The organism is Agathobaculum sp. LCP25S3_E8 (genome assembly GCF_052117165.1).
Taxonomy (GTDB): domain Bacteria; phylum Bacillota; class Clostridia; order Oscillospirales; family Butyricicoccaceae; genus Agathobaculum.
This window is the reverse complement of the sequence record NZ_JBQKJR010000014.1, coordinates 49,453-61,062: the sequence shown is the minus strand read 5'-3', so window position 1 is coordinate 61,062 and position 11,610 is coordinate 49,453. Positions and strand designations below refer to the sequence as shown.

Genomic DNA, 11,610 nt, shown 5'->3' with positions numbered 1-11,610 from the left:
ATAGTCCCACACATTCCAGCCGAGCCAGCGGTTGACCACCAGCCCCACCAGCAGCTCCAGCACAGTCACGATCATTGCGCCCTCCAGCATTTGCAGCCACAGCGGCGGGTGATCCTGCCACTCATCCAGCAGTCCGATGAGAGCAAAGCACACCCCACCCAGCACGCCCATACTCCAGTGTGTGTATCCGCGCCAGAGGGTTTCAATGCCCATGTACACCAGCCCGCCGATGACGGCAAGCACGATATGCAGCGCCACCGACGCCGCCGTAGTCGATTTCGATTGCATCCAGCTCCTCCTTACTCTGCGCCTCATAAATAGCTTCCTTGACAGCCTCCAGATACCGTCTGTATGGATAAACATACGCGGCAATGGCCAGCGACAATGCCGTATATTCTTCGCGTGTAAAGGTATGGCAGCTCTTTTTCTGCGTGTGCCACTCGAGCACGGCGGGCTGCCCGGCGGCGGCCGCCAGCTGATATTGCGCCAGGTTAATCGCCATTTCGGTCTGGTCTTGCTCGGTCACACCGTACACCTTGCCGTCCGTCCACGTCAGCGGGTGCACGGCGAGCCAGTCCGCAAGGGCTTTTTTGTTCTGCTCCTGCTTGGCCGCGCGCAGTGCGTCCAGATCGACAGGCGGCTGTGCCGCGTTCCACGCCTCCCATGCCGCTTCGTTTTTCTCAACGCTGGTTACCGTGTCGTCCTGCACCGCAATGGTTACAAAGCCGTTTGCTTGGATGTAGGCGGGCAAAAGCTCGTCCGGCAGAGCAAGACAGCCGTCAAAGGGCTCCCCCATTGGATTGCCGTAATTCCCTGCACTGTTTGGCGTTTGATGGATGTAGTACACCGTTTCACTTCCTTCCAATGGCTAAAAAATAATATGTGTATCCGTTGGAGTTAAACTGGTATGCACCACCACCAGAACCATAGGTGTTGTACCAGTATATAGTTTTGCTATCTGCGCTCCTTTTGCCATATGCATATTGCAAAGCTGAGGAATCCCAACACAAACCACGACCTTGCACATACGAGGTTGTGAGCGCAGATACAACTATTTGTGGAATCGACCCCTGATCGAACGTTGCGACATACGTGTTATAACTATCGCCTGTCATTTTGTATCCAACGCACATTACTATGAAAGGAGTGAATGAAAAGGAAAGGCTCATCGGGTTGGACGCACCATATGTTCCGGTGCCAACATATGACTTCAGTTCTGACATGGTCTTGGCATCCGCAGCCGCATTGCATTGATTCAAGAGCGTTTTTATTTGGGCGAGTACGCTGTTTGGCGTGGCATCGGCGCCAAGGCCGAACAGTGCAGCCGTTTCCGCTGTCAGTGTCTGCGCCTTGGTGAACGCCCCGACCTGCGCGGCAGTCACGCCGTGCGGGTTGTTTTTGCTTGCCGTGTGCGCTTCCAGCTGCTGCTGCACCGCCGCTGCGCTGCCCGACGGGTCGAAGTCCAGCTCCGGTAGCTGGCTTTCCGGCACCTTGCCCGTCTCGTCCAGCCCCGCCACACCGTTCGGTGCGCCGACCATGCTCCATGGGATGCCGCCGGTGGGGTCGACCGCTACCGTCACACTGTCCGCGTTTTCCACCGCAAACGGCATAATTGTCTCAAATTCCGTTCCTACACCGTTCACCGGCGGCTGATGCGGAACGGACGGCGCATTTGCCACAGCAAAGCAAGTTCCGTCCGACAGGAACAGCGCCAGCTCGCGCACGACAAACGCTTCGGTTTCGGCGGGCATATGCGCGGTGACGGTGAAATGATTCCCGTCCCGCGTATAGGATGCGACCGCACCGCGCCACCGCTCGTTTTTTAGGCTGGTCTGCGCGCTGTCCGGCGCATATTCCATGCCGCCGCCGTCGCCTATCGCCAGATGGGTGATTTGCACCTGGTCGCCTGCCTGCGCCGCCGCGGCGACTGCTGCCAGCCCCGCATCGGTCAAAATTGTCCTGTATTCCACGTCATTCCATGCCTCCTGCCGTCAATTTGATATGCAGCAGCGTGCCTGCCGCCGTGCGCACACGCCCCTCCTGCGTCTGCTGATAAGAAAAGCAATAATGGAACACCACATGGCTGGGCATGACCTCGCGCAGCGATTCGCTCAGCGCGTCCAGCGCCGTCGGGAATGCGCCGGACGACGCAAATCGGAACTGCACGCGGTGTTCACGCGGGAACTCCTCCACCGAGGATGCCGCGCCCGCCGCGTAGGCTGCGGCGACGTTCGCCAGCATTGCCCGCGTGGTCGTCTGCGGCGCGCGCAGCTTGGCCTTGACCCGGCTGCGCCGGTCGTCCAGCGTATCGGTGGCCTGCGGCGTGACGCCGTATTCGCGCTCCCAGTAGACGACGCCCCATGTCGTGGTGTCGATGGTCAGCTGCGCCAGCCAGTCGAGCGCCCGCGCGCGGAACACCTCGCCCAGCACCCAGATGATGCCCGCCGCCGCGCCCACCTCCGGGCTATTTAAGTACCGCTCGGGCAGCAGGTCGGTCAGCTTACGCGCCATCGTCCGCTGCCTCCTCTTCGATGCCATTCACCGTCACCGTGCCGAGCATCGGGAGCTGCGTCGCGTCCAGCGGCACATTGGCCGTGCCGCCGTTGACGGTCAAGCCAGAGCAATCGGTCACGCCCGGCAACCCCATCACAAGCGCCAGCACGCGGTTATACACCACCTCTGCGCCCTCGGTGAACGCGATTTCGCCAAGATATTCAGCCAGCCGTTCGGTGAGTTCTTGCTCGGTGTTCAATTTGGACACCGTGCCGTCGGTTGTCACCGTGACACTGACCTCGACCGGCACACCTGCCGCGCTCTCCACCGTCACCTCGGCGGTGACCGGCCGCTGTGTCTCGATGTAGGCCGCGACTTCGGCGCGCAGCTCCTCCTCGACCGGCCGCAGCGCCATGTCCGCGATGATGACCTTGACCGTGCCCGGCCCGTCCCAGCAGCGGATGACCGACGCCGCGCCCACGCCGTTGACCGCAAGCGCCCACTGATGATAGTGCCGGTCGTTGCCTGAGGTCGGCGGCGTCTTTTTGTAGGCGTCCAGACGGGCAAACAGCGCGGCGTCCGTCTCCGGGTCAGTGCCGCCCGCAGCGGCTTCTTCGTTGGTCAGGGCTGTCACGCCGCTGACCGCCTGCTGCATGCTGATGATTGCGCCCGCAGGCACGTTGTACGCCGTACCGACTGCGTCCGCCGTCGCCGTGACCGTGCCGCTGCCGGTTTCACCCAGCGTCAGCGCTTCGTCGGTCGCAAAGCCGAGTCCGTCCTGCGTCACGCACAGCGTGCCCGCCGGAATGGTCGTGCCCGCCGAGCCGGTGAAGGTGAGCAGAACACTCGCCGCCGTGCCGGGCTTGCGCGTGATACCATAGCCCGCCGCGTTCTTGTCGATGAAGCGCCCGCTTGTCTCGTCCACAAACGAAATCGGCACCTGTGCGCGCAGCGCCTGCAAGCCCTCCCAGAACACATAAGCGCCGGGCGCGAGGATGATTTGCAGCAGACTGCCCTCGGCGGTGGATAGCCCCAGCTCGTCTGAGAGAAAGGCGCGCAGCATGTCTTGGATGCCCTCCGGCGTCAGGCTGTCGAAGTCCTGCGCAAGCATCGTCGCTTTCAGTGCGTCCAGCTGCGTTTGCAGCGTTTCGGTTTTATCCGGCATCGGTTTCCACCTCCATTTTCACCTCACCGTACACGCTTTGGATGGCAAAGCCGACCGTCAGCCGGTCATCCACCACGGCGATCGTCGTGCCGGTCACCGCTGTGATATAAGGACAGGCGAGCAGACACTCTTCAATATAGCGCTGCACCTCGGCGCGCTTGGTCTCCGCCTGATAGCCTTGCCCGATTAGCATGTAGGTTTCGTTGCCATAGTTCGACGAAAAACACGGCCAGAGGAAGCGCTCGGTGTGCAGCGCGTTCCACGCCCACACCGCGACCGCTTCCGCCCGCTCGACCACCACCGGCACGCCTTGCCGCAAAATCGGCTTGTCCCTTACGAAATCCCACGCGCATTCACGCAGCACGGGCAGCTCCGCCGCCGGGGCGACTGCTGTCGGCTGCAAATACGGGAAAATCGTCTCCTCGGCCATAGTCAGCCTCCTTCCATCGTCAGCAGCACGTCGTAGTGCTGTCCGTCTGCCGAGCGCAGCAGCAGGACACGGTCGCCGCGCATCACGCCTTGTCGCAAACCAGCCGCAAAGCCCAGATCGTCCTCATCGAGGGGCAGGCCGTCCGCCTGCACCGCGACCTCGCCGTCGTGCTCGATGTCTTTTGTGACGTGGCCGAACATCAGCACCATGCCTGTGCCATTGCCCTTCGCTGCGTTTGGGTCGGGCAGGCAGCGTGCCAACTCGGCTACCTGGCTCATGTCTCCACCTCGCTTCCGCTCTCGCTCTCGCGCATCTCGTTCTTGAAATTCAGCGTCAGGCGGCAGGTGTACACCCCGTTCTGCCAGACGTGCGTGTCCTCGTCAATCCAGCAGGTGTTGGCAAGGCCGGTGTACGGCTCGGCAATATAAATCGTGTTGCCGGTGATGAGCTTCAAGTGCCCGAGACAGGTCACGCTGGCGCGCCGTTCGACCCCGTTATCCGCGAGGATCTCTTTTGCCTCGGCGGTCGCGTCCTCGCCGTCCGACTGCGTCAGCACGTCGGCCAGCAGGCCATACCGTTTGACCGCCGCATTGTCCGAAATCTCACGCACAAAGTTGCCGTCGCTGTCCACGATGATGACGCGGTTTTTCATGTTCTCGATGCTCTCGCCGTAGGTCGCGGTCTGCAAATTCGTCCCGCGCTGCAAAATCACCGACTGCGGCGTCACCGTGCGCTCGATGACGTCCAGCCGCAGCCCGGAAAACCGCAGCAGGTACTTCTTGCCGGTTTGCTGGCTCGCGAGCGTATAGGCCGTGTCAATGATGCGATAAACCTCAGTGGCCGAAAACTTGCGCCGGATGGCGACGCCCGTCTGCGCCAGCGACCCGACCGGCACGCCGTAGGTGCTGCACAGCTGCCGCGTGATGGTTTCGGGCGTCTCGCCCGTGTACTTGCGGCTCGCGCGGCTGTTCTTCAGATAAAAACCGTAATCGTAGCAAGTCACCGACATGGTGGATGCATCGGTCGATTTGTCCTTGCTGGCCACCACCCCGGCAAACAGCGTCTGATCGCCCACACCCATCGAAATGCCGCCCGCAAGCGGCAAATAGACGTAAGGCAGGCGCGGGTCGGTGGCCGAGACGATCATCTCCAGTTCAAGCGTGCGGCACACGCTGTCCACGTCACCCGACCACGCGATGCGCCGGAACATATGCGACACGTCCCACTCGCCCTGGTCATTGCGCACATGCACCCACGGGTGCACATATTGGTATTGCTCCATGTCTCCCGCCCTCCTTTACAGCGCCGACACGGGCGGGATTTTCAAAACGCTCCCGTCGTAGATGAGATTGGGATTGGGGATGCCGTTATAGGCGGCGAGTTTGGGATACAGGTTCGCATTGCCGTAATACTTGCGGCAGATGCCGGAAAGCGTGTCCCCCGGCTGCACCGTGTGGTTCTGCACCGCAGTCTGCGCGGGCGTTTCGGTCGCGCGGGCGGGCGTGGACACGGTCGCCGCCTGTCCGGAGGACGTACCCTCGTCACCCACCAGCCGCACGGGGTTGGGCTGGCGGTGCCGCCGCATGGTCAGCACGCAGTAATAGTCGCCCGTGCCCTCCTGCTGGCGGTATTGCAGGTTCTCGAGCAGCACCTCGCACTGCGTTCGGCTGTCCGAGACGATGAACCGGCACACCTCTTTCCGGTCACCCGTCAGCTCAAAGAAGTCGATATAATGGAACGGCTCCAGCACCGTGGTCGGGTCATTAAAGGGGTACGCCTGCACGGGCAGCATGAACTCCAGCCGCTCGGTGAACAGCGTGCGGTCGCCCGCAAGATGTACGTCCCCGAAGCCGGTGAGGTTGACCGTCTCGATGTTCACGCCGCGGTCGATGATATATTCCTTGGGCGTGACCGGCAGCACGACCTCCTGCCCGGTGGTCAGGTTGACAAAGATGATGCGGCGTTTGCGGGGGCGATAGGCTGCCGCCTGCTGGGCGGCCAGCGTGCCGACCATATTGCCGATGACGGCGCCGCCGATGATGATGCCGCCTGTGATGGACATAGGGCGCTCCTCCTTTCCCGATGTAATCAGCGCAGCGTGCGCCGCGCGGCTAAGATGCGCGCTGCGACCGCCTCGGCGATCGCGCCGATGTCGCTGTCCTGCCGGACGGTGTAGTTGCCGCCCATGTAGATGTTGACGCCGCCCGTGCCGCCCTGGTCCTGCGCCCGCGCTTCGCGCGCGGTCAGCACGCGCTCGCCCTCGTGGAGCAGATAGAGCGTGTTGTCGCGCGGCACGCGGTTTTCGCCGATGGCACGATAGGGCGAGGTCGCGCCAGTCAGGTGAGAGCCGGTGGTCTTACCGACGAATGTGCCGGTTGCAACACCAGCGGAAGTACCGATAGAGCCTGTAACTACCGGAATAGTGATTGTCTGCGGTCGATAGCTGGCAATCGCCGCTGAAATACCCTTGGTGTACTGTTGCCCTAAACGCAAGCCCGCGTTGTAATATGTCGCGTCAGCCGAGGTGTCGGCGGCCACCTGCTGTGCCAGCGTCAGTTGGCTCTCAAGCAAGATTTGCGCACCTTCACTGGCGTTATACTCGTTTTGTGCCATGACCTGCGCTTCTGCCAGCAAGCGGCCCATGTCGGCCTGTGCCTGCTGCGCCGCCGTAGAGTCAGCGGGCTGCGCCGCCGCAATCGATGCAGCAGACGCATATTCCTCAGCCATTTCCTGCAGACGAGCGAGCTGTGCCTCAAAGCCATCCTCCGGCATCACACCGGTCATCACGGCGTCCATCGCATCGCGCACCATCTGCTCACGGGTGTTTTCAAGGCTTGCTTGAAACGCGCCGATTTGCTCATAAGCCTGCTGCATAGATGCGCCCATCTCGCCATTCATCCAGTCCAGCTGCTCCTGCAGACCTGCTTTGCGCGCTTCGTTGTAGCCCTCGCCCATCGCGGCCTGCAAATCTGCGTTTGCGTCCTCGATGTTGCCCATCAGACCCTCATAGCTGGATGCCAGCCGGTCGGACAGGCCGCCGTACTGCTCACCAATGTAGTCCAGAATTGCATCGGCCGCCTGCGTGCCGCTGACCTTGCCGTCCGAAATCAGATCCTGCACTGCGCTCTCCTGTACGCCGAGCGCTTGGCTCAACGCTTCATAGACATTCAAGCCGCGCTCTGAGAAATAGTTGAGATACTCGAGCGTAGCCTTATCTGTGATGCGCATGCGGTTGAGACCGGACACCCAGAGCGACACATCCGAACCGTTCAGATTTAGACCAGCCGTCGCGTCCGACAGATCGCCCAGCACGGACAGAATCTCGTCCGGCGCATAGGAGTTGAGCAACTGCTTAGTGTAGGCTGTGATCTCGTCGTAGGTATAATTGGTGCGCGTGGCCATCTCGCGCACCTGTTCAAGATAGGCATCCGCCGCCTCGTCGCCGCCCAGCGCCTTGGCAAAGGCCATCTTGGTCTGTTCACGCGAGCCGGCAATCTCGCTGCCGCTCGTCAGCGCCGCAGCCTGCTCCTCGAGCACGCCCTCGGTCGCCTCCTGCACATACGCCTTAAACGCCTCGTCCTTTTCGGTGAACTTCTGCGTCGCGGCTTCGATGCCGCCGGACACCGCGCCGATCAGCGTACCAGCTGCCGCACCGATAGCAGCACCAGTCGGCCCTGCGACCATCATGCCCGCAGACGCGCCCATGGTCGCGCCCGAAATCGCGCTGCCGAGGAAAGATTCAATCGCCGCGCCGTCGGTCGTGCCGTAGTACGAACTAAAGAATGCACCCGCCGCACCCGACAGGCTATTGCTCAGCATATCGCCGAAGCCCGCAGTCGCCAGCGCCGAACCAACCGTGCCCAGCATCGAGCCGGAGCTGCCGCCCGCTTCGCGGTTGGATAGCTTGCTGCGCGTGCCCGCAAGCGAGGTTTCCTCGTTTTCCACCATGCGGATGCTCTTGGACACCGCATAATACTGCTGCTCGAGCTTTTCCAGCTCGGACAGCTTATCCTTGTAATTCTGCTCGCTGACCGAGTCGCCCAGCTTACGGAACTCCTTGCGTGCCTCGCTCACCTGCTGACGCACCTTGTCCAGATTGGTTTTCAGGTCTACCTTTGCGCTCGAAAGTGTGTCAAGGCTGTCCTGCAGCTTGTCGATCTCGTCGGCGGTTTCGCCCGAAATCTGGCCGACCTTTTTCAGAATGGATGAAACCTTGTCTTTCGCGCTCAGCGCAATCGAAACGTCAGGCATGGGCGGCGGCCTCCTCCCGGTGCAGTTTTTCGCTCTCCGCCCGCCAGCGGATGCCCTCGAGCGCCTTAGGCAGGCACTCCTTTAAACTGCGCCACCGGCGACGCCCGTACCACGTCCGCGCCGATTGCGGCGACCGACATGGCCGACCCCGCCAGCGACTGGATTTCCACCTCGGTCGGGATAGTTGCCGCCTTGAGGATGGTGTAAATCTCATACCCGGCGAACATGTTGCCGCCGCCTGAGTTTACCTCAAGTGTCAGCGTCTCGCCCGCGGGGTTGTCCGCGATGGCCTGCCGCACATCCCGCGGCGACACCACACCAAAACCGAAAAAGCGGTAGGTTTCCGCATCATCGTCCGGCACGACATAGCCGTTCATCTGTGTCCTCACTCATTTCACCTCCCCGCGCACGATATGGCCGACGGTGTCCAGATTTTTCGTGATAAAGAAGTTCTGCCCCAGCCCGTCCGGCATGGGGTTCATCTCCTCCAGCGCGCGGCACTCGTCGAGGTTGTAAATGCCGCTGTACACCATCGTCTGATAGAATTTGCTGCGCGTCGCGTCGTCGCCGCGCATGAGCGCGGATACGTTGAAGCGCATATAGCAACCGTCCCGCAGCTCCTTGTCCGTAAACAGCTTGTACGCCCACTCCTGCTCCCACATAGTCACATGTGGCACAAGTGCGTTTGTCACGAACACGAGCTGCTGCTGCTCGTTCGAGTTATAGCTCTGCTTTCCGCTTTGTAACATGAACTCCGGGATACCGGTGAAGCGCGCCACCTCTGCAACCGAAAAGCCTCGGCTTTCAATAGCAAATCGGCCTTTGTACAGTCAGACAGGTTCATTTGCTCCCCTCCTCTGGCGGCAGCTCGGCCGACCACCATCTCACATCTACCGTCATTAAGCCATCATCCGGGAACTCAGGCAAGTACCAGCCGCCCGCGCGATAGACATAGGCGGCATAATTGCCCCGGTTGTAATTGTTACGGCTCAGCGTCAGCACCGTCTGCCCCTCTTCCGGTTTCTCGTCCGGGTACGGGTGCCAAACCGGTGCGGGCTGCGGCTTTGGCAGATATCCGCAGTGGATGTTGCACGGCTCTGGACAAGCCATGCAACACGCATACGGCTGACCGCAGCACTGTGCCGAACCGCACACACCATACGGGTTCAGCCCGGTCACACACACATGGCCGTTGCCGTTCACCTGCGGCAGTTCCGCGACCGCCTGCTGCATCTGCTCGTCCAGCTGGCGCAGCGCCTGCGCCTCGGGCGCGGGTTCGTCCGCTGGCGGCGCAATCTTGCCGCTCTCCACCATGCCGCGCAGCCGCTGCACGATCTGCGACCACGACAGCTTGCCCTGAAACGGCTTTTTCACCTCCAGCCCGCTGCCATTGAGGTCAAACCATACGCCTTCCGACGTAAACCCCTGATATCCGTAGAAATGCAGCGCGCTTTTAATTTCCGGTATCAGTTGAATCGCCGCCATGCGCTGCCTGTCGTGCAGTACACGATAAAGCGCGGCTTCGTGTCCTTTGGCGATATGCCGCAGCAGAAACGCATCCACCACGCCGTCCGACACGGTCGGCTTATCCCGCGCGGCCTTAACGTCCTGTGTGCGGACGGTCTCCCCCCGCGCCAAGCGCTGCTCGAACTCCTCTTGCACCTTCTTCGGGCTATGCGCCAGCTCGTCCGCGACCGACTCGCCGATCTGCTCGCGTCGCAGCGCGTCCAGCAGTGCAGGCGACAGATTCTTGTGGATGTACTGCATGCGGTGGACGGCAGACGCGCTCTCGCTTACTTGCTCGGCGAGGTGGTCGCGCAGACGGCCGGGCAGCTCTACGCCCCGCTCCTTCATGCTGCGCAGCGCCTTCTCCAGCAGCACTACCGCCTGCATTTTCTCGTAGTAGGTCAGCTCGCGGCTGGTCAGGTTGGACTGAATCAGCGCGACCATCTCGCTGTCCTCGCCGTCATAGGTCTTGACGATGCAGGGCGCGTCCTTGCGTCCCAGCAGCTCGAGCGCCTTGCGGCGGCGGTGTCCGGCGACGATGCGATACTTGCCCTCCCCTGCTGCGCACACGGTCAGCGGGCTGTACAACCCGTTCAGCGTAATATCGTCTGCAAGCTCTTGCACGTCCTCGACCGTGAAAAAGTTGTGTTCGTTGACAATTAGCTGCTCCAGCGGAATCTGAACAACCTGCATCGGCGATGTGTCCAATTTGAACACATCGTGCGCGACCATCGCGCCGACATTAACCTTGCGCGCCATCTGTGCCACCTCCCAGATACTCGCGCACCCACGCGCGGTAGTCGCGTGCAGCGGCCGAGGTCGGCGACCACTGGCAGACCGGCTCGCGCGCAAAGGTACTTTCGTCCACCTTGTCCGTGCGGCGGATGCGGGTCTGGAACACCGGCACAGGGCAGTTTGCCCGCAGCCAGTCCTCGCCCTGGCGGACCACATCCGCGTTGTGCCACATGGTCAGCAGCACGCCCACCTGCACCGCGCCGTTGACGCGCCGAATGCCATCGATCTGGCGCAGCAGCTCGGCCATGCCGTCGATCTCGAACGCACCGGGCTTGACCGGAATGACGATATCGCTCGACGCCGCCACCGCGCTGATGGACGCGACCGAAAACGCGGGCGGACAATCGATGATGAGATAATCATAGGCGTCGTCCTCGATGACCGCGTCACGCAGGTCGGTGAGCACGCGCAGCGCACGGTCGCGCGGCGTGCCCCCTTGCACATCGTCCGGCAGGCTGCCGTCAAGGTCGAGCGCCGCGAGCGACATGTCCGCCGGGATGACGTCCAGTCCGCGGTAGATCGTGTGCTGGACAAGGTCGGAATAACACAGGCACATGCCCTCAAACAGATCGGCCAGCGTACCCGGCTCGGCCGGGATGCGGTAAAACCGCGAGGCGTTGCCCTGATGGTCAGCGTCGATCAGCAACACGCGCGCATTGTACTCGGTGGCGAGAATCGCCGCAAGGTTGACCGCAGTCACCGTTTTGCCGACACCGCCTTTAAGGTTGACGATAGAGATGGTTTTCATATTTTCGCATCTCCTTTTCTGGCGCATTTCAGAAATTCACCATTTGCCATAGAGTCAGAAATATAAGCCAGCAGGGCATCTCCTGCACCAATCATCGTTTTTTCCAAACCGTCATACACGGATAGCAGCAGGCGCATAACATCTGCATACGGCGTCAGGCCAGAACCGTGCATCTCCACGGTAACATGTGTTCCGTTTACTTCTGCTTTTAACATTGCACTT

General features: G+C 61.5%; 15 protein-coding genes. All 15 read right to left on the bottom strand.

Annotated elements, in window-relative coordinates; genetic code table 11:
* A partial coding sequence (locus tag ACTQ34_RS07335) for a putative ABC transporter permease (RefSeq protein ID WP_441363211.1) occupies positions 1-288 on the bottom strand: 288 nt, incomplete at its 3' end.
* On the bottom strand, positions 203-847 hold the full coding sequence (locus tag ACTQ34_RS07330; protein ID WP_441363210.1) for a DUF4376 domain-containing protein: 645 nt from the start codon (positions 845-847) through the stop codon (positions 203-205). The genes ACTQ34_RS07330 and ACTQ34_RS07335, both read right to left, overlap by 86 nt.
* Before the next feature lie 4 nt (positions 848-851).
* Entirely contained in the window at positions 852-1,970 is a 1,119-nt protein-coding gene (locus ACTQ34_RS07325) for a phage tail-collar fiber domain-containing protein (RefSeq protein WP_441363209.1), read from the bottom strand.
* Position 1,971: 1 nt separating this feature from the next.
* A complete protein-coding gene (locus ACTQ34_RS07320) occupies positions 1,972-2,511 on the bottom strand; it encodes a putative phage tail protein (RefSeq protein ID WP_441363208.1) in 540 nt (179 codons plus the stop codon).
* Positions 2,501-3,658 (bottom strand): baseplate J/gp47 family protein, encoded by a 1,158-nt coding sequence (locus tag ACTQ34_RS07315; RefSeq protein WP_441363207.1) that lies wholly within the window; start codon positions 3,656-3,658, stop codon positions 2,501-2,503. The genes ACTQ34_RS07320 and ACTQ34_RS07315 overlap by 11 nt, the downstream gene beginning before the upstream one ends.
* Entirely contained in the window at positions 3,648-4,088 is a 441-nt protein-coding gene (locus tag ACTQ34_RS07310; RefSeq protein ID WP_441363206.1) for a DUF2634 domain-containing protein, read from the bottom strand. The genes ACTQ34_RS07315 and ACTQ34_RS07310 overlap by 11 nt, the downstream gene beginning before the upstream one ends.
* A gap of 2 nt (positions 4,089-4,090) precedes the next feature.
* Entirely contained in the window at positions 4,091-4,366 is a 276-nt protein-coding gene (locus tag ACTQ34_RS07305; protein WP_441363205.1) for a hypothetical protein, read from the bottom strand.
* Positions 4,363-5,370, bottom strand: a complete 1,008-nt coding sequence (locus ACTQ34_RS07300; RefSeq protein ID WP_441363204.1) for an XkdQ/YqbQ family protein — start codon at positions 5,368-5,370, stop codon at positions 4,363-4,365. Before ACTQ34_RS07300 ends, ACTQ34_RS07305 begins: the two co-directional genes overlap by 4 nt.
* A 15-nt stretch (positions 5,371-5,385) precedes the next feature.
* Entirely contained in the window at positions 5,386-6,150 is a 765-nt protein-coding gene (locus tag ACTQ34_RS07295) for a LysM peptidoglycan-binding domain-containing protein (protein ID WP_441363203.1), read from the bottom strand.
* Between the two features lie 26 nt (positions 6,151-6,176).
* Positions 6,177-8,339 (bottom strand): tape measure protein, encoded by a 2,163-nt coding sequence (locus ACTQ34_RS07290; protein WP_441363202.1) that lies wholly within the window; start codon positions 8,337-8,339, stop codon positions 6,177-6,179.
* Positions 8,340-8,404: 65 nt separating this feature from the next.
* Positions 8,405-8,728, bottom strand: coding sequence for a hypothetical protein (locus tag ACTQ34_RS07285; RefSeq protein WP_441363201.1), 324 nt, complete (start codon positions 8,726-8,728; stop codon positions 8,405-8,407).
* Positions 8,729-9,148, bottom strand: a complete 420-nt coding sequence (locus ACTQ34_RS07280) for a phage portal protein (RefSeq protein ID WP_441363212.1) — start codon at positions 9,146-9,148, stop codon at positions 8,729-8,731.
* Positions 9,149-9,179: 31 nt separating this feature from the next.
* Positions 9,180-10,604 carry a ParB N-terminal domain-containing protein gene (locus ACTQ34_RS07275; RefSeq protein WP_441363200.1) on the bottom strand — a complete coding sequence of 475 codons (1,425 nt, stop codon included), beginning with the start codon at positions 10,602-10,604 and terminating at the stop codon, positions 9,180-9,182.
* Positions 10,588-11,415 (bottom strand): ParA family protein, encoded by an 828-nt coding sequence (locus ACTQ34_RS07270; protein WP_441363199.1) that lies wholly within the window; start codon positions 11,413-11,415, stop codon positions 10,588-10,590. The genes ACTQ34_RS07275 and ACTQ34_RS07270 overlap by 17 nt, the downstream gene beginning before the upstream one ends.
* The gene (locus ACTQ34_RS07265) at positions 11,385-11,603 is read right to left on the bottom strand and encodes a hypothetical protein (protein ID WP_441363198.1); all 219 of its coding nucleotides are present in this window, start codon (positions 11,601-11,603) and stop codon (positions 11,385-11,387) included. The genes ACTQ34_RS07270 and ACTQ34_RS07265 overlap by 31 nt, the downstream gene beginning before the upstream one ends.
* Positions 11,604-11,610 lie beyond the last annotated feature (7 nt).

Excerpts from the sequence above, each read along its gene's own strand:
- ACTQ34_RS07320 (WP_441363208.1), bottom strand. The coding sequence starts at position 2,511 with ATGGCGCGTAAGCTGACCGACCTGCTGCCCGAGCGGTACTTAAATAGC.
- ACTQ34_RS07315 (WP_441363207.1), bottom strand. The coding sequence starts at position 3,658 with ATGCCGGATAAAACCGAAACGCTGCAAACGCAGCTGGACGCACTGAAA.
- ACTQ34_RS07310 (WP_441363206.1), bottom strand. The coding sequence starts at position 4,088 with ATGGCCGAGGAGACGATTTTCCCGTATTTGCAGCCGACAGCAGTCGCC.
- ACTQ34_RS07305 (WP_441363205.1), bottom strand. The coding sequence starts at position 4,366 with ATGAGCCAGGTAGCCGAGTTGGCACGCTGCCTGCCCGACCCAAACGCA.
- ACTQ34_RS07300 (WP_441363204.1), bottom strand. The coding sequence starts at position 5,370 with ATGGAGCAATACCAATATGTGCACCCGTGGGTGCATGTGCGCAATGAC.
- ACTQ34_RS07295 (WP_441363203.1), bottom strand. The coding sequence starts at position 6,150 with ATGTCCATCACAGGCGGCATCATCATCGGCGGCGCCGTCATCGGCAAT.
- ACTQ34_RS07290 (WP_441363202.1), bottom strand. The coding sequence starts at position 8,339 with ATGCCTGACGTTTCGATTGCGCTGAGCGCGAAAGACAAGGTTTCATCC.
- ACTQ34_RS07275 (WP_441363200.1), bottom strand. The coding sequence starts at position 10,604 with ATGGCGCGCAAGGTTAATGTCGGCGCGATGGTCGCGCACGATGTGTTC.
- ACTQ34_RS07270 (WP_441363199.1), bottom strand. The coding sequence starts at position 11,415 with ATGCGCCAGAAAAGGAGATGCGAAAATATGAAAACCATCTCTATCGTC.
- ACTQ34_RS07265 (WP_441363198.1), bottom strand. The coding sequence starts at position 11,603 with ATGTTAAAAGCAGAAGTAAACGGAACACATGTTACCGTGGAGATGCAC.